Below are 24,822 nucleotides of genomic sequence, written 5' to 3'. Positions count from 1 at the left end.
GGATGGCACATGTCAACGCAAGAAGTTGAAAATGTCACGCAAGCTAAGCTTGATTTTGACGCGGAATGTCCGTCATGTAGTGCATCGATTGAGTTTAATCCTGCAACAGGCAAGCTAACCTGTCCATACTGTGGCTTTGAGTCTGAAATTGCTATGCCAGAGCAGGAGGAGGAGAAAGTTGCCCGGGAAATGGACTTTGCGAGGGCAGAGGAGCGTGGAAACTTCAATTGGGGATCAGCGAAAAAAACGGTTATTTGTAAAGCCTGTGCAGCCGAAACAATCTATGATGCATTGCAGGTAGCTGATAGCTGTCCTTATTGTGGCTCTCATCAAGTGATGGAAGCAAGTGCTGAAAACACGCTAGCGCCAAACGGTGTCTGTGCCTTTGAAATTACGGATAAGCAGGCAGGAGAACATTTTCACCGATGGATTAAAGGGAAGTGGTTTACACCAAAAGCTGCTAAAATCAGTGCTAAACCAGAGGCATTTAAAGGTGTATACCTTCCATATTGGACCTTTGATTCAAAAACAAGCTCTAGATATTCCGCAAGATATGGGCGACATCGTACAGTAACCGATAAAGATGGAAAAACCCATACAGAAACAGATTGGTATTCAACAAGCGGCTTTTATCAGGAATTTATTGATGATCATTTAGTCAGTGCGACAACTCGTTATGATCGTAATATGATGCGAAAAATTGAACCATTTAATCTATTAAATAACAAAGCCTATAAGCCAGAATATGTTGCTGGATTTTTAGCAGAGCGCTACAGCGTTGGCTTGCAGGATGGCTGGAACCAAGCGAAGCGTGAAATTCATGATCATCTTCATGCCCAAATCACTGCTAAAATTCGTTGGAAGCACAATGCAGATGTAGTATCAAATTTACGCTTTTCCACCAATCATGATGATATTACATATAAATATTTAATGTTACCGATTTGGCTATCATCATTTCGTTATAAGGAAAAAATTTATCGTTTTATGGTTAACGGGCAAACAGGTCGTGTAGGTGGAGATGCACCAATTTCACCGCTTCGTGTCACAATTGCGGTGCTGTTATCATTGCTCGTTATCGGATGTATTTGGTTCTTCTTTATAGCTGAATAATAAAAAGCAGTATTCCAAACTCTTTCTGGGATGCTGCTTTTTATCATGGCTATAGAGCAGATATGGTGCATAAATTATAGTGATAAAGAAAATATGCATAGACCTTCTTATTCAAACATAAAGTAACAAGGTGCGATAAAGAGTTTAAACAAATTTTCCATAAATGACAGTCGGTGAAGTTGCGATTTTATGCTAAACGACTTATGATACAGTCAAAGAGCTTTTTACGATATGTATTTTTGAATAACTAAGAAGAATGTTATTCATAATGGAGGTTTCGATGATATGGACGCAATTGAAGTGTTAACAAATTTAGATCAAATACATGGGTACTATCAGCCGATATTTAGCGCAGATGCGCATACGGTGATTGCCTACGAAATTTCCGGGCATTTGCAAATTGAAGGGCAACAAATTAACCTAAAGGATTTTTTAAATAATGAAGATATTCCAGAAGAATATCGAATAGATATGGAGCATAAAATTTTACATGCTGCATTAGCCAATATTGATGACATTGCATCAGATATTGCGATATATATTCCAAGCAATCCAAACCTATTAATGCAAGATTTTGGCGAAAGTCATTTTAATATTATTCAGCAATATATAAAGGAAGAAGATTTACACCGTGTTGTGTTAGTTGTATCCGAGCATCGTTTTTTAGGAGATATTCATCAGCTACACCATGCACTACGTTATTTTACAACTTTTGGTGTGAAAATTGCTATTCAAGAAGTGGGCGCAGAAAGTCATTTAGAGCACATTGCTTTATTGGCTCCGCATATTTTAAAGGTGAATACACGCGATTTCAATTATGATTCTTGGTCGGCTCAAGCGGATATGATCTCGGCAATCGGCAGCCTTGCTTATAAAATTGGGGCAAATTTATTATTTGAGGATATTGAAACAGTATATCAGCTACAGTTTGCTTGGAAAAATGGAGGACGCTTCTACCAAGGGCCTTATCTAGCGAATCCAGCTACATCCTTTGTTGATAAAGAGATGTTAAAGGAACGCTTTAAAAAAGAGTGCCAGCAATTTATTACCTCTGAAAAGAAAATGCTGGAGGCACAATACTTTCAATTGAAGCAATTACGAGAGGAGCTGGAGGTAATTGTTCATCGTGTGAAGCCTACAAGCGATAATCTTTCACAATTAGAGCATCTCGCTGAACTATTGGATAGCTATTCCTTCCGTCTTTATATTTGCAATGAGGACGGCTTCCAGCTAACACCTAATATCATGCGCATCAACGGCAAGTGGGAACTCCAGCCACAAGCTATTAATAAAAATTGGAGCTGGCGACCTTATTTCTTGCAAACCATTATTAAAATGCGTAACGATCAAAGCGGCGAAATCTCTGAATTATATCGTGATATTGAAACAGGCGAAATTACAAGAACATTCTCCATCGCCATTAACGAGCATGAATATTTATTTGTAGACCTTTCCTATGAATATTTGTATGAGCATGGTATTTTTAGATAGTTTGTTCAGAAATTGTTGAGGATGTTATGGTATGCTAGAAATGAACACGCATAGTAACAAAAAACTAGGTTCTCCATAAAAGGGGAGAGCCTAGTTTTTTTATGGGCTATTCACTTCATTGCCTGAGAAATAATGTTAACGGAGCATTCTCTTTAGCTGCTTGACCTCATAGTGTAATTCATCAATTTGTTTTTGGAGCTTGTCAATATTTTGCTGACTACGCTCATTTTCCTTTAATTCATCTTCTAAGGCAAGACCTGCTGCAACGGTGGCTAGTGCATCGCCAAGTGTTGTAATAGCACCTGCGATAACAGCAAGCTTCGCGGCTTGGCTGACGGACTTAGTTTCCTCTTGATTGTTCAACATGCTATCCTCCTAAAATCGGCTAATTTGTCACCGAGCGAAAAAGGTCACCTATTGTTTAATAAGTGACCAAATAAAATGGGGATGTGTTTCTTGCTGAAGTATGAGCAAAGATGGAAAGCGAGTAGGGTACATTACCAATATATGATGTTCAGTCCTAAGTGAATAGGCATTTATCCTAAATTAAAAATAAACGTTTTCAGCTAAAATCCACTTATATCGAAAAGCCTACGTTCTAGAGGCTCTAGCTGCTATGGATCATATGAATGCTGTATGAATAATGACATAATGCTATATTTAGTCCCAACTCCTCACCTTTGTCCTTATCTAATAATCTCCTATCTTATTGCACATTGCTTGCGAAAGTTTTGTTTATAATTGTAAAAAATGTCGCAAAAAACTACGTGAAATCATAGCTACTAAAAAATAGTCAGATATTTATTTAACTAAGTGCCTATGATGAAAAATATTTTGTTTGAAATTGTAATAATATTCAAAAAAACACATATGAAAGGACTATTATAATGTAATGGGGTATATGTATTTTTTAGGATTTAATATTTCGGATTTTTTGGTAGAATAATCTACTGGTAAAGATAACTATGTTGAATTTTAGATATTTTGTTAGTGATTTCTGTTGTTTACATTTATAAAAAATAGAATTGAGTGAAAAAATGGAACTGATGCAGGAGCTTAAAAAAATAGTAAATGTATATGAAGCATTGGATGCAACGACCATCTTAGCGGTTACAGATACAAAGGGATGTATTTTATATGCAAACCAAAATTTTTGTGATATATCAAAATATTCAAAGGACGAACTACTCGGTAAAACACATCGCATTATTAATTCTGGTTACCATGACGCTTCCTTCTTTAAAAATATGTGGGAGGTCATTTCACAAGGGACGACCTGGCGAGGGGAAATTTGTAATCAGGCAAAGGATGGAACAGTTTATTGGGTGGATACAACAATTGTGCCCTCCAAAAACGAATTAGGCGAAGTGGAGCAATACATAGCGATTCGCTCTGATATTACAGAGAAAAAAATGTTAGCATTTAAGCTGGAAGAGCAGCTTGTACATGATTCGATTACAGGTTTACCGAACAGTATTTATTTAGAAAGCATCGTAACGAAAAAAATAGCAGCCAATGAGCCATTTTATTTATTGAAAATTAATATTGATGATTTTAAAAGCTTGAATGAAAGTATAGGGATGGAACATGCCAATCAAATATTGAAAAAAATTAGTGAGCGCTTAAAGGCTATTAGTCAACACCATCATGTACTCTTAACACGAGCATATGGTGACGAATTTATCCTGCTATGCCCAATGTCAAAGGAGCAGATAAAGTCATTTATTCATACACTTAGAAAGCTGTGCGATACACCTATTCATTATTTAGATAGTGAGCATTATATGACGTTTTGTATTGGAGGAGTGCGCTATCCAGAAGATACGACAAGCTATCAAGATTTAGTGTATTACATTAGTACAGCGATTGATTATGCAAAGAAAAAAGGTAAAAACACATATGCTTTTTTCAAGCATACCATGTTGGAGGATATAGATGAAAATTTGGCATTGAAAAATAAATTATTTAGAGCGATACAAACAAAAGCATTTACTATGCACTATCAACCCCAATGGAATGCACATCATGAAATCATAGGCTTTGAATCACTTGCTCGCTGGTATGATGAAACACATGGTTTTATTTCCCCAGCCAAATTTATCCCATTAGCAGAACGAACAGGTTTAATTATTCCACTTAGTTATTTGTTGTTTGAGCAAATGCTGCAAGATTTCCTAAGATTACAAAATGTTATGTCAAAACAAATTAAAATTGCCTTTAATTTATCCATCAGACAATTTTTTGATGAACAGCTTGTTTCACGCTTATTGCAATTATGTGAAAAATATAATATTCAATCTATATATAAGGTGATTAACTTTTAGACTTACACTCTTTTTCTTCGTTTTCCTGTATACTATTCTTAATAGATATGAAACGGAGAAAAATGATGCGTAAAATTGTCCTAATTCCTGAAGAACAAATTCCTGCTGCTTTAGAAGAATTAAAGCTTGTCATGAAAGAAGAAAACAATCATAAAATGTTCGTTCGCTACCAAGTGATTTATATGTTACTTTCCGGCGAATCGTATGAAAAAATTGTCGACTATACAGGTCTTTCTTTAGCGACGCTGTTCAATTATCGCAAAGCTTATTGTGAAAAAGGGATCGCTGGACTTGGACGTAAAAAACAACCTGGTCGAAAGCGTCATTTAACGGCTGAACAAGAAGCACGAGTCGTCGCGACAATTGTCAACCAAACGCCTAAAGATGCTGGTTTTCCCGTTGAAATGAACTGGACAGCGCCTCTTCTTCGCGATTGGATTGAGCGAACATTTGGTGTGTCTTTTTCTGTACGTGGGACACGTGATTTATTGTACCGTCTTGGTTTAAGTTATACGAAACCAACGTATACATTGGAAAAAGCAGACCCCCTCAAACAAGCAGTTTTCCTTGAAAAATTTGAACAGGCGAAAAAAAACTAATTCATGGTCAAATTGATCGTATTTTATTTGAAGACGAGTCAATGATCCGTGATTACCAAGCGATTTCCAACACGTGGTTTCTTAAAGGTCAACAAAAAATCATTCCAACATATGGCCGACATCAAGGGGTTAAGCTAATTGGTACATTGGATTACGAAACGGGCGATGTATTTTGCGTGCAAGAAGAACAATATACCGCTGTTGAATTCCTAAGTTTTTTAGAAAAAGTCATCGCTCGTTATCCGAATGAACGCATCGTGATGGTATTAGACAATGCGCGCATACACCATGCGAAATTGATTCAACCATTTTTAGAAAAGTATCAAGATTTCTTTGAATTTCTGTTCCTTCCGCCGTACAGTCCCAATTTAAATTTAATCGAAGGACTGTGGAAATGGATGAAGACAACGGTGATCCACAATGTCTTTTACTCAAATGTCGGAAAGATTCAACGTGCTGTCCAAGGCTTTATCCAAATGATTAATCAAACACCTGAAAATACGGTGAATAGGCTGTGCTTGAAACTCTAATTTTCTTTCACCGTATATATAGTTGTATTAAAATTGAAATCACTGAAGGAATTTCAGCATTTTCAGTGGAAAATGTCATTCCTATTATTCAAAAATTATATGATAGTGGTATGGAAGTAGAGATTGATGATTATGGTACAGGTTTTTCTAATTTCAAATATTTAAAGGATTTACCTATTCATGGTATGAAAATTGATCAAACATTTATTGCTACCTGTATGACTTCTGTTAAAAGCAAGGCAATTGTTAATAGTATGATTCATTTAGCACATGAGTTAGGCTTTAGTATTATTGCAGAAGGAATTGAGGATGAACAACAATTGCAATACTTGACAGCACAAGGCTGCGATGTTTTTCAAGGTTATTTATTAGGAAGGCCTCAGCCAGTTAATTACTACGAAAAATGATAATAGCAGAAGACCTCCTCTTTTGTAGGAAGAGGATAAATGCTTTTTTACCTCTGTTCACAGGGTGTCCAAACGCCCACTGAACCAAAATAAAAGTCCCGACGTAATTGATGGAGGTAGCTGCCTACCTTCGAAAATATGAGAGCTGTATAAATGTCAACACCAATATGTACATTTTTGCTCGTTTAAGGATGTACAAAATCACTCATTTTCTGGGGCTAAATGTTGCTTTAATCGATATGAATCACCCACGATTGTGACTACACTAGCGTGATGTAAAATCCTATCTAGAATCGCATTTGCTAACTTCGGTTCAGGGAAAATTTCATCCCATGATTTGAAATTCACGTTTGTTGTAAAAATCGTGCTGCGATATTCATAACGGGCATCAATCAACTGGAAGAATAGTTTTGCATCCTCTGGATCAATTGGTAAATATCCAATCTCGTCAATGATTAATAATTTATATTTCGTATAATGCTTTAAACGGCTCTCTAAGCGGTTTTCTAATCGTGCTCTCTTCAGGTTCTGAATTAAGTCATGGCACTTAATAAAATAGGTACTTGTGCGTTTTTTTGCTGCCGTAATGCCTATTGCAGTGGCCAAATGGGTCTTGCCGACACCACTTGGACCTAGAAATACGATATTTTCGTTTGCTTCAATAAAACGAAGACTTTGAAAATCAAGTAATTGTTGCTGATTAATGCTTGGTTGGAATTCAAAATCAAAATCCTTCATTTCCTTTAAGTGTGGGAATGCAGCTACTTTCACCATCGCATGAATCATATTTTGCTCACGGACATCAATTTCGTAGTTTGTTAGTTTAATAAGCGTATCAATAAATGAAAGTTCATTCTTTATACTGAAGTCAATAACTTCATTCAAATGGAGGCCCATTTGCTTTAATTTTAAATACTCCAAGTTTTGTTGGAGCTGCTGATAGTTTGTGCTCATAATTGAATTCATTTGTACATTTCTCCAATCGCTGTTAAATTACGTTTTGCTAAATCGTTTATATCGGGGTATTCGGGCAACGCTTTTGTGATGATTTCCCGGTAATGTGCCTCTTGATAATTCAATTTTGCTTCACTAATTTTATGTTGTGCGATTAGTTCCATGTTATAATAAATCCATAGTTGATCATCATATACTTGTAAACCTACTTTTCTCCCTTGATACCCTGGTGGAACTGAGTATTGATTGGATTTGTAGGAAATCATGTTTGAAGCATTAACTTTTACAAGTCTATGCTTGATTCGGTAGGAATCTCTTACTCGTTCAGTTGGTAGCTGGAGTAAGTGATTCTTTTCTTTTTGGAATTCTAAAATTGGAATTTTATTTGTTCCTTGATGAATTTCATGATTAATCCGATTACATAGTTTTTCAATATAAGCATGTAATTCGGCTATATTAAACTTCCCCTGATAGGCATGGATTTCATCGAGTAATTTCATAGTTGTTTCCACTTTCCCCTTTGTTCTTGGACGTCCTGCTATACACGGTCTCACTTTAAATCCAAAATCCTTCGCAAATTGTGCAAATTTCGCATTCACTTTCCCTGCAAAATGTTCTGTTCTTGCATCATCCATCACAGTTTTCATATTATCGGTGACGAGTTCTTCTGGTACACCACCCATCTTCTCAAACGTCTCCGTTAAGAAAGAGAATAAAACAGCCTGTGATTTTGAAATACTCATATAAAAGAATCGCATACGGGAGTGTCCAAGTACTAATACTGCTACATTAATCTCAACTTGTTCTCCATCACTGGTTTCATAAAGAATACTTTCTTTCCAATCCAGCTGTGCTTGTTTCCCCATACGTGTTTCAAATCGAATTCCACTGTTGTTATTAAAAGAAGAGACACACTCATCCTTCTCAAAATAGGCTTGAAATTCTGGTGTATTTGCAATCTAAGTACGGAATGTCGATTGCCCACATTCTAGACCATGATTATCTTTTAAATATTGCCAAAGATTACGTCGATAATAAAATACTTGCTTTGAATCTTCCGACAAAAGACTTGCAATAATCGAATAATACTTATCAATTTTAGAAGGTTTATTTCGTTTTGTTTTTGGAACAAAGCCATTCAAATACTTATCGATTGTTCGTCGATCTACACCCATGTCCCTTGCTAATTTACTTTTATTAATTTTCATTTTTAATTGCTTCATTACTTGTTTAAAGTTTGCTAAGTCTGAAAGACTGTTGATTGTAAATTCTGTCTCTATTCCTAGTTGAATATTCATACTATCACCTCAGTATCAGTATGAAAGGAAGTATTAATTTTGTACATATTTATTCAAGCAGGAATGTACATATTTAAATTAGCATTTATAAGCTGTGCCAATAGTCTTTTCGTAGATTATTGGTAACAGCTCTATTTTTTTAATACTTTTGTCGCTCGCATATATTACTATAATAAAGGTATATTTTTTCTAAAATGTTGTACTATTCGTTTATTTTTATAAAATAATTTGTTGCTTTAGACCTGTTTTATAAATTGTTTAGAAAATGTTCAGGTTTAATTAGTATAATAGGCTGATGATATAGCTTTATTTTTCATTCAGCAGAATGAGTGAATAAAGTAATTCTTTTACAGGGAATTGAATTTTATCGCAAGGTAGGGAACACGAGCTAAAAAATTTATTGAAGCTGATCGATGCTAGTGAATAAACATGCCTGATTTTTTTATAGTATGGAGTGAATTGAATGAGTGAAATAAGTGCTGTGTCAGACATCATGAAGGAATATGAAGTAAGAAGCTATTTTGAAATATGGAGGGAAAGTGTGATTCGATCTCGACTGACGATCACAGCAATTTTTTTTAAAATAGCTGATTCTTCGCAAACGAGTTCAACTGACAATTCTATAAATCAGCAAATAACCGTATTCTTACAATCTAAAGTTCGTAAGACTGATTTACTCTTTCAATTAGCGGACGGTAAGCATTGGGGAATTTTCTTTTTACAAAGCAGCAATATAGAAGCGAGAGCATTTTTAAAACGAATTTTTACGATCTTACAAGCTGAAAAACAGTATCAGCATATTGCCTTAAACGTATCGATTACAGAAATACGCAATAATCATGTTACTTTTGAGGAATTACTTACTAAAAATAAAGAAAAGCTAGCAGAAAATGGAGCATTAAATTGGTCGATAGCCCAAATTGAGGACTATTGTATACAGCCTACTGAGCAGGTAAAGGTCAGCGTTATTGAGCAAAATAAAATCTTTAGGCAAGTATTAAAATCAACACTTGATCAAATAGACATTCCTTTTTTTACGTTAGAGGTGGAGGTCTATGAGGATGGCTATAGTTTCTTAGAATCGGAAAGCTATAAAACAGGCCATATGCATTTAATCATGATGAATGATATTTTACCTCGTAAGAATGGCTTAGAAATTCTGCATATTCTACGAAATATGCCAAATGACAAGAAATTTATTATTTATATGATGTCAGAGCGTAATTCGGAGATTGCTATGCTGAATGCTTATGAAGGTGGCGTTGATGAATACATTGTTAAACCATTTAATTTACGTCTGCTAGAGGCGAAAATTAAAAGGACTTTTGCGAGGTTTTGGTTATGATTCAGCTATCTATTTCTTTTCTTTTGTTTGGCATTGCTTTTTTAGTCATTATCCTTTTAAGCTTGATGCTTTATTTATTTGTCCAACGACAGCGTGAAAGTCGTTTTGAAAAAGTACGTGATCGTTATTTACAAAATTATTCTCAGCTTTGGTATGACTACCTGTTCAATCAAGAGCTATTTAGTATTGTGCTTGTTCCTCGTAATAGGGCTCAGGTAGAAGGGGTTGAAATGATTTTTTCATCCTATTTAAAAAATATAACGAATGCAAACGTACAGCAGGCTATTCAGCAATTTGCCAATCAATATTTAAAAAAGTTTTATGAGAAGGACTTATCGAATAAACGCTGGAGCATTAGAATGAATGCTCTTTATCATATTGCAGATCTACAGATGGATGAATTGCTGCCAGCATGTCAAGAACTGGAGAAAAGGAATATTTCAGCGGAAGAGCATTTTCAGTTATTAAAAATATACTCGTATTTCCATGTAGATTTGTTTGATGTGTTTAATTGTCTTTAGATTTTTATAAAGCCTTGTATATCAAGGGTTTCAAATGGTTGTCTATATGTACATGCTCCGAAAGATGGAAAGAATCAAAGATGAATTTTATCGTCATTCTATAAGGTAGGGGGAGTAATTTTTTTGGATAATACAGTGATAGCTTTGTTCTAAACGATAGGAAAGCAATGTTATTTTGTTGATTATTGATTAACTTTTCTGCCCTTTTTATTAAAATTTTTTGAATTCTCAGACCTATTGCTATATACTTTACTTTGGGTATCGAAGTAAAGCCCAAATCTAAAACGTTTTAGTGATTGAGGAGAGGACAAAATGGTATTTGGTGTATTAAAAGATAGCAAAGTAGGAGAATATCGTGTGATTATAACGCCTTTGGAGGTTGCGACAATTAAGGCAGATCATCATACGGTTCTTGTGCAAAGAGATGCAGGGCTGCTTGCAGGATTTAGCAATGAGCAATATGAAGAAGCAGGAGCTCAAATCATTGATTCGATTGAGGAAATGTATGAAAAATGCGATTTTTTAGTGAAAGTAAAAGAAATTGAAGAAAATGAGTATCCTTTACTGCGAGAAAATCAAATTGTTTATACTTGTATTCATCCAGCCGCACATAAGGAGCAAGTGCAAGCAATTCTTGATAGCAAATGTATTGCCTTTACAGCTGAGGACTCACATCGCTACGGCTCTGTAAACTGTGAAGCTGCTGGGAAGCAAGGAGCTTTAATGGGGCTACAAGCGATGCTGACAATTAACGGCGGAAAAGGAAAGTTCGTAAGCGGACTAGCAGGTGCGCCAGGGATGAAGGTGCTTATTCTTGGAGGTGGTTTAGTAGGTCGCTCTGCATTGCAGGTGCTACAATCGCTCGGTGCGTGGTGTACGGTAATGGATGTTAACTATGGTGTCTTACGAGATATTGGCAAAACGTATAATGAAAAAGTGAACACACAATTATCGACAAAGCAAAATATTGAAAAGTTATTACCAGAAATTGATATGGTCATTAATTGTGTTAAATGGCCAAAAGAGCGTAAGGACTATTTAATTGATCGTGATATGTTGCACTTAATGGAAAAGGGCTCAGTGATTGTTGATATTAGTAATGATACGGATGGTGCGATTGAATCCTTCCGTGAAACAACACATGAAAATCCTACATATATTGAAAATGGGGTTGTGCATTATTGTGTAAGTAATATTCCTGGTGCGATTGCTAACTCAACTTCTGTTGCTTATGCCGCATCTGTGCTACCACATATTCAATCAATTTTAAATTTAGGTGTAAAAGAAGCTTGTATCAAAGACGGCTTTTTACGAAGAAGTTTAACAGCTTATCAAGGCTATTTAACACATGAAGAAACAAGTGCTATTCAAAATAGACCGTGGATTCGACCAGAGGAAATTTTGGATATTGCCAATGAAAAGCTTGACCCAGCACCGCCTGCTACATCGACAAGATCCACGAACTTTTTACAGCTTTAATCTAAAGGAGTCACATACATGACAGTATATACGATATTAACGGATTTTGCTTGTGCCAGCATTCTTATCTTAATTGGGATGCTGCTGCGTGCCAAAATTAAATTTATTCAACGAAGCTTTATTCCTGCCAGCTTATTAGCAGGATTTTTAGGCTTGGCATTAGGACCAAGCTTTTTAAATATTCTGCCGTTTTCTGAAGATATCGGCTCATATGCAGGCGTTATTACCATTTTCGTATTTGCAGCCGTTGGGATTAATGGCTTCTCCTTCTCACCGAATAATATGAAGCGAGATATTAATCGAATGGGAGCCTATGCCACTTATAAGGTATTGATTATTGCTATGCAATTATCCATCCCCATTATCTTTTCGATTATCGTTATTTCAAAGCTAGACCCAAGTATTAATTATGGCTTTGGTTTACTATTAGCTGCTGGCTTCTATGGTGGACATGGGACAGCGGCGGCAGTTGGGACAACCTTTGAAAATATGGGCTGGGAAACAGCGACAGATTTAGGGATGACTGCTGCAACAGGCGGTATTTTAGCAGGAATATTTGGCGGACTTATTTTTATTAAATGGGCAACACGAAAAGGCTACACACATTATGTGAAAGATTTCTCTGAGATTTCGAATGACTTAAAAACAGGATTAGTACAACCTCAAAACCGAACATCGCTTGGGCAGGAAACCGTTTCACCGATTGCCTTAGACCCGATTGCTTTCCATATAGCATTATTGCTTGTGCCATCAGGGTTTGGCTATTTATTAAATAATTATATTGCCAATACATGGGGACTTGAATTTCCAACGTTTACAATTGCCTTTTTACTCGCTTTAGTGATGTATTTATTGCTTGGCAAAGGTGAAAAGGGCGTTTACAAATATGTAGATAGTAAAGTAGTGGATCGTTTAGGAAGTGCTGCAACGGACTTCCTTGTATTCTTTGGGGTTGCTTCTATTAAACTACCAATTATTCTTGAATATGCGCTACCACTTGGTTTATTAATGCTATCAGGTGTTGTTATTGTGGTAGTAATGTTAGTGATTGTCGGACCAGCAATGAACTATGAAAGCTGGTTTGAGCGTTCGATCTTTGTATACGGCTATTCAACAGGTGTATTTGCGATTGGCTTAACATTGCTACGAGTAGTAGACCCGAACAATAAGTCGAAAACATTAACAGATACAGCTGTTGTAGGGCCTTTGAATACCCCCTTGGAGCTATTTGCTTGGTCAGCAGGGCCGATTATGCTGTTAGGTGGTCAACATTGGACATTTGTTGGTATCTTTTCTGCAATCGCCATCGCCTGCTTTGTGATTGCACGTATTTTCAAATGGTGGTATTGGAAGATACCGTTGGGCGAACGGCCACCTGTTCCACTAGAGGATGATCGAAGCAGTTCCTCATAAGCACAAAAGCATCGGTCTTACACCGATGCTTTTACTTTTGCTAAATAATCGAGTATCCCCATTGCTGATACAATAGTATCAAAGGGAATGGTTTCATAGACAGGATGATTGTCAGCAATACCATTTTCCTGTAAATAACGAAATAAAAGCTCCTTTAAGCGCGCATCTAAAAAGCTTGCTTGTTCATGAAAATTTGTTGAGATGGCTTGTGCTTTTCTGCCTGCCTCTAAAAAGAGCGGTGTCCAATAACGCACTTGACGATAGGCTTCTGCTGGATTTTGATACGCACCATAGTGTCCAAAATATAATTCACTTGCCTGTAATGTTTCATATAACTGAATGGATTGCTCCATTGTAGCTGGATCATACTGATTTGGAGAAGTTGAAGGAATAATTAAATCAATCGCCTCTCCATCCATCTCTGGATAACGAACACCCGTTGTATCGCCTACAAATAAGCCGTTTGTTGCCGAATAAAGTATGGATACATGATGCTTAGCATGACCTTCTGTATGGTAAAACGTTAAATGATGCTGCCCTAACTGTAATTGCTGTTTATGCTGAACCTCAATAATGCGCTCAGCAGCAATTGGCACAATCGGGTCAAATAAACGATCAAACTCAGCCCCATAAACCCCTTTAGCACTCGCAATCAAACGACTAGGATCAATCATATGGGCAGCTCCTCGTGGATGGACCACAAATTTAGCATTTGGACAGCTTTGCAAAAATAAACCCGCACCCCCAGCATGATCTAAATGAATATGTGTCACAATGACATAATGAATATCCTCTACAGCACTAGCGTCGCATAAATTTTAACTGAATTTTCTGTTTTCTTTTCGTTCCTTTTATGAAGAAAAACGAAGACACTTAAGCAGAGGTAGTAGTCATCCATTTTTTTACTATAACCTGTGACGTGTGCGACAGAAAAGATGAACCCTTTATGGAATCGCTTTCCCGGCAATTTTTCGAACCCATAAGTGAGCGGATTTCCATGGAGCTGCCTTTAATAATCGACCAATTGTTAAATAGGTTTTCGAACTATTCGTGTTCAGTTGTGCCAACACATGTAGGCAATACACAATCATCGCAATGTAGACTTGATTATGCACGCCCTGTTCACTTTGCGCGTAAAACTTTTTAATATTTAGGTGTTGTTTCAACCATTTGAAAAATAGTTCAATTGCCCAGCGCGATTTGTACAGTTCTGCGATTTCGTCTGCGTTTAAATCAAACCGATTTGTAAGTAACTGCAGCTCATTTCCTTTTGTATCCGTTACTTTGACCCGACGAAAGTAGTTTTCTGCTCGGTTTTGGGGTGTGCCAATTAAAATCATTTCATCGGATAAGGCGATTGATTCTTCGGGCAATTGAAAGGCTTCAACGACACGAACCGCTGCGTTTTTTCGTAAGCGCGAGACAAAGAAATAACCGTCATCCGTCATCTGATCAAATTGTTTATAGTCTAAATAACCACGGTCAAAAACGTACATGCATTCCTTGTCGTCAACGAGCAGTTCGAGCTGACCATGATCGTGCTCAATCGCATTTGTGAGAATCGCCTGATCCGGATACGAATGCCCTTCTTCTACGTAAATGAGTCGTAAATGAAGCTTGATGCCCGACTTCGTTTGGCGAAATTCAGCCCACTTATGGTTGTTCAAATTCAACGGCAACGTACTCGAATCAATGATTTTCAATGGTGTCGTGATTTGCCGGCGCTGCTTATACTGTGCCTTTTCGTGAATTTGAGCGACTAAATCATAAAATACCTGTTGAAACACCTCTGTTGGTACGTAATTTAACCGACGACCTAACTGTGAAAAGCTGATGGATGTTAATTTAGTGGCTTGTTGAAGTTCATCTGAAAATAACTTCAATTGCACATCGCGCATACTTTCGGCTTCATTCAGTTGGGCGAACAGCAGTAGTTTTAAAAATGAATCCATGTATAGCTTCTTTGTATAGTTATTTAATTGATGGGTTTCAACCAAATCCGCGAATTTCGTGGAGGAGATGGGTGAAAACCATTGTTCAAATGATGTTTTTCGTGTAAACTTATCCATGCTTGAGTCCTTTGTATTGGATTTGGATGGTTTGCTACCACCAACCAGTATAAAGGATTTTTTTATGCTTGGAATAGATGACAGAAATTTCAGTTTAATTAAACGCGTTGGATTATTTTAATGCGACGCTAGTGCCTCTACAGCAATATTTAATTCCTTTAGCCCTGCCAGAATATAAGGAACAGATGGGCTTGCAGATGTTTCGATTAAGGTAATTTTTTCATCCACTAATAAATAAGAGCTTGTGCGCTGCTCGCGATTCAAATCGTGTGTATCAATACAATAAAAATTTGGTGCAAGTTGTTGGACATTCGTCAATGTTATTTCCTCCTTTTATTGCAAAAACATAGTGTAAATGCTCTTTTATGCAATATTTAACTACAAAAAGTAGTTGTTATACTATATAATAATAGAAAATTAAACTGAATGTCCATTCATTTTTTAGGGGGATAGCAATGGAGAAAAAACTTCGCTATGATACACAGAAGGTTCATCGAGTAAACTTAGCTATTATTTCAATTTTAGCCATGTTAATTTGTGGACCAATGATTCTATCAAAAGGAATACTATTTTTATTTGTTGGACTGATTGTGATTGCACTAGCCGTATGTAATTATTTTTTACCCATCAAAACCTATGTAAAAGGCTTTATTTTTGGTTTAATTCCTTCTAGCATTGTTTTTACACTGTTCTTGCTTGATAGCTTTTCATTAAATAAGCATTATATTTTGCTCTGTACGGTTGCCATTATTGCTCTATATTTCAAAAAAGAGCTAATCATATTTTTTGGTATCTTAGTAAACGTGAGCTTTGTGATTTTATATATGGTCAACTCTTCATCATTGCTAGGGCCATTTGACGATATCATTGTCTTTATTACGCTTATTGCTATTATGAATGGGGTCGTTATCGCCTTTTATTTGCTTGCAAAATGGGGCAATGAGCTGATTGAGCATGCAGAAATTCAGCAAAATAATGTACAGGCATCTTTTAATCAATTACAAAATGCCTTTCAAGAGATTGAAAAAAGTAGTCAGGCATTGGACGAGCATGTAACACAATTCCAGCAAACAATGCAGCGAATTTCAGGCTCTAGTAAACAAATCTTGCTTGCTACGGATGATATTGCTGCTAGTATTCAGCAGGAATCCTCCAGCCTACAGATGATTCATAGCACAATGAGAGATTCTGTGCACTTTATCAATGAAACATTTACCATTTCACAGAATACTGTAGCGAAATCAACCAATCTTCAGCAGGAGGTATTGACAGGCTGGGAAAAAATGCAGGATGTGATGGCACAGATGAAGGTGATGAATCAGGCAATAGGCTCAACAGCAGAAACTGTCAATAATCTTCAAAGCAGCTTGCAAACGGTTGATAGCTTATTAATGGGTATTACCCATATTGCAGAGCAAACGAATTTACTTGCCTTAAATGCAGCCATTGAGGCGGCGCGAGCAGGGGAGCATGGCAAAGGATTTGCGATTGTAGCTGATGAGGTACGCAAGCTAGCGGAAGAAAGTGCTGCCATTACAGTCAATATTACCAATGTAACAAAAAATTTATTCGAAAAATCAACAGAGGTTTATCAGCGTTCAGGTAATGGTGAACAAGCATTACAGCATGGTGAGAGTCTTTTGCAGGAGGTTAGTCATTTCTTTGATCGATTAAAAGATTCCTTTACACAAACAAATACTGATTTAACAAGGGGAATGCATGAATTAAGCAGTGCCATTTCACAATTTGAAGCGATACAACTGCAAATTGAGAAGCTTAATCAAATGACGGAGCAAAATGCAACATCAACAGAGGAAATTCTTCATTCCGTCGAGGAGGAAAATCAGCTACTAGAGATAATGACAGCGACGACAAATCGTATTGAGGCATTAAGTGCTACATTAAAGTCACTGGTGATGACAAAGGAAACTTGATACGATAAAAATAAGAATGATTAAGCAAGTGAATTGAAGGGTAAAGAGATGTTATGTAGCGGCTATCAAGAAACATTTTATAAGCTAAGTTAATACGCTATTGGCAGTGTGTTTATGGGGGGACATGCAAGTAGATACAATTCACCCTTCGTAGCCAATCAATTGAAGGAGGGATAGGATGAATATTCGTGGTTTACAAAGTTCAGATTATGCAATTTTATCGCCACTCATTAATGAGTGGTGGGGCGGTCAAAATATGTCAGGTAAGCTGCCTAAATTATTTTTCGATCATTTCACAAATACTAGTCTTATTATGGAAGATAAAGGCGAAATTATTGGTTTTCTTGTTGGGTTTTTATCGCAGTCACAGTCAAATGAAGCATTTATTCATTTTGTAGGCGTGCATCCTGACTATCGAAAACAGAATATTGCCAAAAGATTGTATGATGTTTTCTTCCATGTCGTGAAGCAATATAATCGCAATGTTGTGAAATGTGTAACATCACCAACGAATAAGGTATCCATTGCCTTTCATACAAATATGGGCTTTAGAATGGAAAAAGGTGATAAAATAATTGATGATACGATGTCCGTCTATACAAACTATGGCGGGGAAAATCAAGATCGCGTGTTATTCTATAAAATTTTGGAATAAAAAACGGGGCTGTCTGGAGGAATCATTCTTCTAGACAGCCTTTAGTATTGGCTAAAATTTTGCGCTCCTACGGTGAGCACTACTAAGTATCGAGAATATAATTTTATATCTTTGTATATACTTTTTAATGAATAATGAATGATATGAGGTGTGAAATAGCGTGAATGAAAACGTTGATTCTTCCAATAAAAAGCGTAAGCAATTAGAACCATTTATTCATGAAACGGAAGGTAAAAAAATGACCTCCAATGAAGGGATTCCGATTTCCGATGATGAAAATAGTTTAACCGCTGGTGATCGCGGTCCGACGTTGATTGAAGACTTCCTTGCACGTGAGAAATTAGCGCACTTTGACCGTGAGCGTATTCCTGAGCGCGTTGTCCATGCAAGAGGCTATGGTGCACATGGAGAATTTCAGCTATATGAATCTTTATCGGATATCACAATGGCTGATTTTTTGCAGGACCCCAATAAAAAAACACCCCTTTTTGTATGTTTTTCACAAGTGGTTGGCTCAAGAGGCTGTAATGAAACAAATCGTGATGTCAGGGGCTTTTCTATTAAGTTTTATACGGATGAAGGAAATTTTGATTTAGTTGCTATTAATATGCCTGTATTTTTTATCCAAGATGCTATTAAATTTCCCGATTTAATTCATTCTGTGAAGCCTGAGCCTGATAATGAATATCCTCAAGGACAAACTGCCCACGATACTTTTTGGGATTTTATGGCGACTAATAAAGAAACGGCACATATGTCGTTATGGATTATGACTGGGCGAGCCATACCTAAAAGCTTTAGAACGATGGAAGGCTTTGGTGTGCATACGTTCCGTTTAGTCAATAAGGATGGGGTTGCTCACTTTGTAAAGTTCCATATCAAACCAATGTTAGGTGTGCATACATTAATATGGGATGAAGCACAACAGCTTGGTGCTGATGCAGATTATCATCGTCGAGATTTATGGACAAATATTGCAAATGGCAATTACCCTGAGTATGAGCTGGCGATTCAAATTATTAAGGAAGAAGATGAATTCGCCTTTGATTTTGATATATTAGATGCGACAAAATTATGGCCAGAGGAAGAAGTACCGCTACGGAAAATCGGCAAAATTACCATTAATCGTAATGTGGACAATGCCTTTGCAGAAACGGAGCAAAGTGTGCATTCCATCCAGGTAATATTGTGAGAGGGATTGATTTTTCAAATGATCCTCTTCTTCAGGGCAGATTATTTTCCTACACAGATACGCAACAGGCACGTCTTGGCCCCAATCATCAACAGCTCCCTATTAATAGACCTGTATGCCCATTTGCCAATAACCAGCGCGATGGGGCATCAAGGCTAATTATTGATCGCGGAAAGGTTTCCTATCATCGTAATGGGCTTGCCAATAATACACCTTCTCCTGTTCCGGGTACACAGGGCGGTTTTGTAACCTATCCATCGACTGTAGAAGGGCGTAAGGTAAGAAAAACAGCCCCATCCTTTAAAGATCATTACTCCCAAGCTAGAATGTTTTGGAATAGTATGAGCGATGTGGAAAAGCAGCATATTATCGGTGCTTTTTGCTTTGAGCTTGGCAAATGTCGCCCATTTGTGCGGCAGGAAATGGTTAATGTACTCGCCCATATTAGCCATGATTTAGCAAGGAATGTGTCCAAGGAATTAGGTACAACTGTTCCGAATGTACCCGAATCCACTGTCACAAAGTCCTCACCTGCGTTAAGTCTGATGAATACTACATTTGTACCTGATACATTACGTGTAGGGGTGTTCTTAGCGGAAGGGTTTGACGGCCCAAGCGTGAAAAGATTATTAGACACATTGGTTAAGGCAAAGCTGCAAATTGTGATTGTGCATGATCGATTAGGCACAGTAACTGGAACAGAGGGCGTTCAATATGAAGTAGATGATAGCTTTTTAACAGGCTCTTCGTTAACCTATGATGGGGTTTTAATTGTAGGAAGCGGCAATATTACGCCTTATTTTACGTATGAAGCTCAAAAATACACAGTTAATATTTATAATCACTTTAAACCAATTGGTACAATGCAGAATGGTGAAGCGGTACTAAAACCGTTAAATTTAACATTTGATAACAGTGTAGGGGTTATCAATGATAGTAGTCCAGATTTCGCCAAAAGCTTTATTCATGCAATGGCTCAGCAGCGCTTCTGGAACCGCCCAAGCTATCTTTACCCTGCTAGCAATGCACTTGGATGAACGAATAATAGGCAAAGTCGCACTGTTGACTTTGTCTATTGATGTATAACCCCATGATATTTGAAGCTAGCTTGAAAATAATATAAGATAAAGGGTAACGAGGGGTGATATACATGTTAGAAAAATTGAAAAAGAATAAACAACAAGCATCCGCAGAAGATCATTTAGCTACAATAAATGAAGAAGCACTTCAACAGCATAGTAAGCACTATTCTGAGGACGGGCTTTGGCACAAGATAAAGAAATATGCTAAAAAAGCAGGCTCCTCTGTTGTCTATGCCGTATTAATTTTGTATTTTGTCCTACAAAAAGAGGAAGTGCCGAAGAAAGATAAAGCGATTATTATTGGCGCATTAGGTTATTTTATTTTACCCTTTGACTTAATTCCTGATATGGCAGCAGGTGTAGGCTATGCTGATGATATTGGCGCACTTTTGGCAGCGATTGTACAAGTCGCGATGTATATTGATGAAGATGTCAAGCAGCAGGCAAAGACAAAGCTAACAGATTGGTTTGGCGATGATGTTGATACATCAGAGATTGACAATAAACTCATGTAAGCATTCTCATATAGAGGATGCTCAGACTGTAGACAAACTCGATGAATTTTGAGTTTGCCTACAGTCTTTTTTCTTTTACAATAAAATAAAGTAAAGCCGTTGATTGCCACTACGGGCGGACGCTTTCCGCGGGCGGGGTCGAGCTGCTTCCCTCGCTTCGCTCAGTCCAGGATCTCGACTTTCCCGCTTTTCCCGCAGGAGTCGCCGCCCTTCGTTCCAATCAACTTCTACATAAAGTACTCTATCTACATGGGGTGTTGAAAAGTAAACTTTTGAGGTGATCAACCATGATGACGAAGAATCAAACCAATGAACGTGATCAATTAGAAATGTTAACGATTGATCAATTAGTTCCCAACGATCATTTAGTGCGAAAACTAGAGGCTGCTATTGATTTTTCATTTATCTATCCTTTAGTAGAACATCTCTATTCACCTCATGGGCGTCCTAGTATTGATCCTGTTGTTCTCTTTAAAATGACATTTATTCAATATGTTTTTGGCATTCGCTCCATGCGTCAAACCATCAATGAAATTGAAACGAATATGGCGTATCGCTGGTTTTTAGGATTTGGCTTCCATACAGAAGTCCCGCATTTCTCTACCCTCGGTAAAAATTATGCCCGTCGCTTTCAAGACACCGATCTATTTGAACAGATATTCTATCGTATATTAAATGAAATTATGCATCAGGGACTCCTCCATGCAGACCATCTATTTATTGATTCTACGCATGTGAAAGCGAGTGCGAATAATAAGTAATCTCCTTTTTATGTATGATCTATAATTAACTATACCAAAATTCCTATATTTTGTTAATATGGTCATTAAATTAGTCTAATTTATCAAACTGCGGTACACTTTTTAACAAAGTCCACGTACCGCAGTTCGTACCGCAAAGTGTACCACAGTTAGATACCCTTAAATACGTTTCAATACATAGGTATAGAAACCACCACGAAAACAAAACCTTGCTATATCAGCAATCTTAACATTAAAAACATCAGGATAGAATGCTTGGTCATAAGGGAAACTTATAAAAAAAGATAATATTAATGTAATTTACTTATGAATATAAATGCGTTATGATGGGTATTGGAGAAAAGATGCTATATTTTTAAAGCCTTTTCAAAAAGATATATTAGGGGGATCCGCAAATGGCACAAGGTAATTTACACAATAGCCGTGCATCATTCGAAGTGAATGGTAAAACTTACAATTACTATGACTTAGCTGCGATTGAAAAAGCTGGCGTTGCAAAAGTTTCAAACCTTCCTTACTCAATTAAAGTATTATTAGAATCTGTGTTACGTCAATATGATGCGTATGTAATCAAAGAAGAACACGTAAATGAACTAGCAAAATGGGGTAATGGTGCTGATCCAGAAGCTGAAGTACCATTCAAACCTTCTCGCGTTGTATTACAAGACTTTACTGGTGTACCAGTAGTAGTTGACCTTGCATCTCTTCGTTCTGCAATGAAGGAAATGGGCGGCGACCCAAGCAAAATCAACCCTGCTATTCCAGTTGACCTTGTAATTGACCACTCAGTACAAGTTGACAAATATGGTAATGCATCTGCACTACAAGCAAACATGGACCTTGAGTTTGAACGTAATGCTGAGCGTTATAACTTCTTAAAATGGGCACAAACTGCTTACAATAACTTCCGTGCTGTACCACCAGCAACAGGTATTGTTCACCAAGTAAATTTAGAGTATTTAGCTCCAGTTGTACATGTGAACGAAAATGCTGATGGCACATTTGAAACATTCCCAGATTCAGTAGTAGGTACTGACTCACATACAACAATGATTAATGGTATCGGCGTTCTTGGATGGGGCGTAGGTGGTATCGAAGCTGAAGCAGGTATGCTTGGACAGCCTTCATACTTCCCAATCCCAGAAGTTATCGGTGTTAAATTAGTAGGCGATCTTCCAAACGGAACAACTGCAACTGACTTAGCATTAAAAGTAACACAAGTATTACGTCAACGTGGCGTAGTTGGTAAATTCGTTGAGTTCTTCGGACCTGGCGTATCTAAATTACCACTAGCTGACCGTGCAACAATTTCAAACATGGCTCCTGAATATGGTGCTACATGTGGTTACTTCGCAATTGACGAAGAATCATTAAACTACATGCGTTTAACTGGTCGTGATGAAGAGCATATCGCGGTTGTAGAAGCTTACTTAAAAGCAAACCACATGTTCTTTGATCCAACATTAGAGCCAGTTTACACAGATGTTTTAGAAGTAAACTTAGCTGAAATCGAACCAAACCTTTCTGGTCCAAAACGTCCACAAGACTTAATTCCACTATCTCAAATGCGTTCTCGTTACAAAGAAGCAGTAGTGGCACCACAAGGTACACAAGGTTTCGGTTTAACAGAAGATGAATTTGCAAAAACTTCTGTAGCGAAATTCGCTGAAGGTGATGTAGAAATCCCAACAGGTGCTGTAGCAATCGCTGCGATCACTTCTTGTACAAATACATCTAACCCTTACGTATTAATTGCTGCGGGCTTAGTGGCGAAAAAAGCTGTAGAAAAAGGTCTAACAGTGCCTAAATGGGTAAAAACTTCTTTAGCACCAGGTTCTAAAGTTGTAACTGGTTACCTTGAAGATTCAGGTTTACAATCTTACCTTGACCAAATTGGTTTCAACACTGTAGGTTATGGTTGTACAACATGTATCGGTAACTCAGGTCCATTATTACCTGAAATCGAAGATGCTATTAAAGCAAATGACTTATTCGTAACATCTGTACTTTCTGGTAACCGTAACTTTGAAGGTCGTGTACACCCACTTGTAAAAGCGAACTATTTAGCTTCACCACCACTTGTTGTTGCTTATGCACTTGCTGGTACAGTGGATATCGATCTACAAAAAGATTCATTCGGTAAAGATAAAGATGGTAACGATGTATTCTTCGCTGATATTTGGCCATCAACTGACGAAGTAAACGCAGTATTAAATACTGTTGTTAACCGTGAGCTATTCCAAAAAGAATACGAAACAGTATTCACAGCGAACGAAAAATGGAATGCAATTGAAACATCAACTGAATCTTTATATACATTTGATGACAAATCAACTTACATTCAAAACCCACCATTCTTCCAAGGTCTTGCAAAAGAGCCAGAAGCAATTCAAGGCTTAGATGGCTTACGCATTTTAGCGAAGTTCGGTGACTCTATTACAACTGACCATATTTCCCCAGCTGGTGCAATCGGTAAAGATACACCTGCAGGTAAATATTTAATCGAAAACGGTGTTGCAATCCGTGACTTCAACTCTTATGGTTCTCGTCGTGGTAACCACGAAGTAATGATGCGTGGTACATTTGCAAACATCCGTATCCGTAACCAAATTGCTCCTGGTACAGAGGGTGGCTTCACTACTTACTGGCCAACAGGCGAAGTAGAGTACATCTATGACGCATGTATGAAATACCAAGAGCAAGGTACTGGCTTAGTGGTACTTGCTGGTAACGACTACGGTATGGGTTCTTCTCGTGACTGGGCTGCGAAAGGTACATTCCTACTTGGCGTGAAAACTGTTATCGCACAATCTTACGAGCGTATCCACCGTTCTAACCTAGTAATGATGGGTGTTCTTCCATTACAATTTATGCCAGGTGAATCTGCTGATACATTAGGCTTAACTGGTAAAGAAGAAATCTCTGTTAACATTACAGATAACGTGAAACCACGTGAAGTATTAACAGTAACTGCTAAATCTGAAGACGGCACAGTGAAAACTTTCCAAGCTTTAGCTCGTTTCGATTCAGAAGTAGAAGTAGACTACTACCGTCATGGCGGTATCCTACAAATGGTTCTACGCGCAAAAGCAGCTGAATAAGATTAATTGTCAAACAGCATGTTAGATTTTTCTAGCATG

General features: G+C 37.3%; 18 protein-coding genes and 3 pseudogenes. 15 read left to right on the top strand and 6 right to left on the bottom strand.

Annotated features, from left to right (window positions below; all coding sequences use genetic code 11):
- The first annotated feature begins 9 nt into the window (after positions 1-9).
- Both MHB42_RS10460 and MHB42_RS10455 read left to right on the top strand, forming a co-directional pair.
- The gene (locus MHB42_RS10460) at positions 10-1,113 is read left to right on the top strand and encodes a hypothetical protein (RefSeq protein ID WP_340806006.1); all 1,104 of its coding nucleotides are present in this window, start codon (positions 10-12) and stop codon (positions 1,111-1,113) included.
- Between the two features lie 285 nt (positions 1,114-1,398).
- Positions 1,399-2,604: an EAL-associated domain-containing protein gene (locus MHB42_RS10455; RefSeq protein WP_340806005.1), complete on the top strand. Its 1,206-nt coding sequence runs from the start codon at positions 1,399-1,401 to the stop codon at positions 2,602-2,604.
- A 135-nt stretch (positions 2,605-2,739) separates the two neighbouring features.
- Here the strand turns inward: MHB42_RS10455 and MHB42_RS10450 are convergent, their stop codons facing one another.
- Positions 2,740-2,970: a hypothetical protein gene (locus MHB42_RS10450; protein WP_340806004.1), complete on the bottom strand. Its 231-nt coding sequence runs from the start codon at positions 2,968-2,970 to the stop codon at positions 2,740-2,742.
- 659 nt (positions 2,971-3,629) lie between these two features.
- On the opposite strand from MHB42_RS10450, the gene MHB42_RS10445 reads away from it, so the two are divergent.
- From MHB42_RS10445 to MHB42_RS10435, 3 genes are all read left to right on the top strand, one after another.
- Positions 3,630-4,928, top strand: a complete 1,299-nt coding sequence (locus MHB42_RS10445) for an EAL domain-containing protein (protein ID WP_340806003.1) — start codon at positions 3,630-3,632, stop codon at positions 4,926-4,928.
- A 65-nt stretch (positions 4,929-4,993) separates the two neighbouring features.
- Positions 4,994-6,057, top strand: a protein-coding gene (locus MHB42_RS10440) for an IS630 family transposase (protein ID WP_340808510.1) whose coding sequence is annotated in 2 segments (ribosomal slippage) — positions 4,994-5,515 and positions 5,518-6,057 — 1,062 coding nt in all. Because the reading frame shifts where the segments join, the coding sequence is not laid out codon by codon here.
- A complete protein-coding gene (locus tag MHB42_RS10435; RefSeq protein WP_340806001.1) occupies positions 6,042-6,464 on the top strand; it encodes an EAL domain-containing protein in 423 nt (140 codons plus the stop codon). The genes MHB42_RS10440 and MHB42_RS10435 overlap by 16 nt, the downstream gene beginning before the upstream one ends.
- 201 nt (positions 6,465-6,665) lie before the next feature.
- On the opposite strand, the gene istB is transcribed toward MHB42_RS10435, so the two are convergent.
- Positions 6,666-7,418, bottom strand: coding sequence for an IS21-like element helper ATPase IstB (istB, locus tag MHB42_RS10430; RefSeq protein ID WP_340808575.1), 753 nt, complete (start codon positions 7,416-7,418; stop codon positions 6,666-6,668).
- An 8-nt stretch (positions 7,419-7,426) separates the two neighbouring features.
- Positions 7,427-8,641: pseudogene (gene istA / locus MHB42_RS10425) on the bottom strand (IS21 family transposase).
- 538 nt (positions 8,642-9,179) lie between these two features.
- Here istA and MHB42_RS10420 point away from each other — a divergent pair.
- From MHB42_RS10420 to MHB42_RS10405, 4 genes are all read left to right on the top strand, one after another.
- The gene (locus MHB42_RS10420; protein ID WP_340805999.1) at positions 9,180-10,061 is read left to right on the top strand and encodes a response regulator; all 882 of its coding nucleotides are present in this window, start codon (positions 9,180-9,182) and stop codon (positions 10,059-10,061) included.
- Positions 10,058-10,582, top strand: a complete 525-nt coding sequence (locus tag MHB42_RS10415; RefSeq protein WP_340805997.1) for a hypothetical protein — start codon at positions 10,058-10,060, stop codon at positions 10,580-10,582. The genes MHB42_RS10420 and MHB42_RS10415 overlap by 4 nt, the downstream gene beginning before the upstream one ends.
- Positions 10,583-10,894: 312 nt before the next feature.
- The gene (locus MHB42_RS10410; protein WP_340805995.1) at positions 10,895-12,061 is read left to right on the top strand and encodes an alanine dehydrogenase; all 1,167 of its coding nucleotides are present in this window, start codon (positions 10,895-10,897) and stop codon (positions 12,059-12,061) included.
- An 18-nt stretch (positions 12,062-12,079) separates the two neighbouring features.
- Positions 12,080-13,474: a sodium/glutamate symporter gene (locus tag MHB42_RS10405; RefSeq protein ID WP_340805993.1), complete on the top strand. Its 1,395-nt coding sequence runs from the start codon at positions 12,080-12,082 to the stop codon at positions 13,472-13,474.
- Positions 13,475-13,491: 17 nt separating this feature from the next.
- Here MHB42_RS10405 and MHB42_RS10400 read toward each other — a convergent pair whose 3' ends face one another.
- The 3 genes from MHB42_RS10400 to MHB42_RS10390 form a co-directional block, all read right to left on the bottom strand.
- Positions 13,492-14,262: an MBL fold metallo-hydrolase gene (locus MHB42_RS10400; protein ID WP_445299988.1), complete on the bottom strand. Its 771-nt coding sequence runs from the start codon at positions 14,260-14,262 to the stop codon at positions 13,492-13,494.
- A gap of 156 nt (positions 14,263-14,418) precedes the next feature.
- The gene (locus MHB42_RS10395; RefSeq protein ID WP_340803732.1) at positions 14,419-15,543 is read right to left on the bottom strand and encodes an IS4 family transposase; all 1,125 of its coding nucleotides are present in this window, start codon (positions 15,541-15,543) and stop codon (positions 14,419-14,421) included.
- Positions 15,544-15,660: 117 nt separating this feature from the next.
- Positions 15,661-15,861 (bottom strand): hypothetical protein, encoded by a 201-nt coding sequence (locus MHB42_RS10390; RefSeq protein WP_340805989.1) that lies wholly within the window; start codon positions 15,859-15,861, stop codon positions 15,661-15,663.
- Positions 15,862-15,998: 137 nt separating this feature from the next.
- Between MHB42_RS10390 and MHB42_RS10385 the strand changes: the two genes are divergently transcribed.
- The 6 genes and pseudogenes from MHB42_RS10385 to acnA all read left to right on the top strand — a co-directional run bounded on the left by MHB42_RS10385 (position 15,999) and on the right by acnA (position 24,783).
- Positions 15,999-17,477, top strand: a complete 1,479-nt coding sequence (locus MHB42_RS10385; RefSeq protein ID WP_340805987.1) for a methyl-accepting chemotaxis protein — start codon at positions 15,999-16,001, stop codon at positions 17,475-17,477.
- A 178-nt stretch (positions 17,478-17,655) separates the two neighbouring features.
- A complete protein-coding gene (locus MHB42_RS10380; RefSeq protein WP_340805985.1) occupies positions 17,656-18,132 on the top strand; it encodes a GNAT family N-acetyltransferase in 477 nt (158 codons plus the stop codon).
- Between the two features lie 160 nt (positions 18,133-18,292).
- Positions 18,293-20,361, top strand: a pseudogene (locus tag MHB42_RS10375) (catalase).
- A gap of 113 nt (positions 20,362-20,474) precedes the next feature.
- Positions 20,475-20,921 carry a YkvA family protein gene (locus MHB42_RS10370; RefSeq protein WP_340805984.1) on the top strand — a complete coding sequence of 149 codons (447 nt, stop codon included), beginning with the start codon at positions 20,475-20,477 and terminating at the stop codon, positions 20,919-20,921.
- A gap of 287 nt (positions 20,922-21,208) precedes the next feature.
- Positions 21,209-21,679 (top strand): annotated as a pseudogene (locus MHB42_RS10365) (transposase); the annotation flags it as partial.
- A gap of 398 nt (positions 21,680-22,077) precedes the next feature.
- A complete protein-coding gene (gene acnA / locus MHB42_RS10360; RefSeq protein WP_340805982.1) occupies positions 22,078-24,783 on the top strand; it encodes an aconitate hydratase AcnA in 2,706 nt (901 codons plus the stop codon).
- Positions 24,784-24,822: the final 39 nt, after the last annotated feature.

Origin of the sequence: Lysinibacillus sp. FSL K6-0232 (assembly GCF_038008325.1) — a bacterium.
Taxonomy (GTDB): domain Bacteria; phylum Bacillota; class Bacilli; order Bacillales_A; family Planococcaceae; genus Lysinibacillus.
The sequence above is the reverse complement of the archived record's forward strand: the minus strand, read 5'-3'. Positions and strand labels throughout refer to the sequence as shown.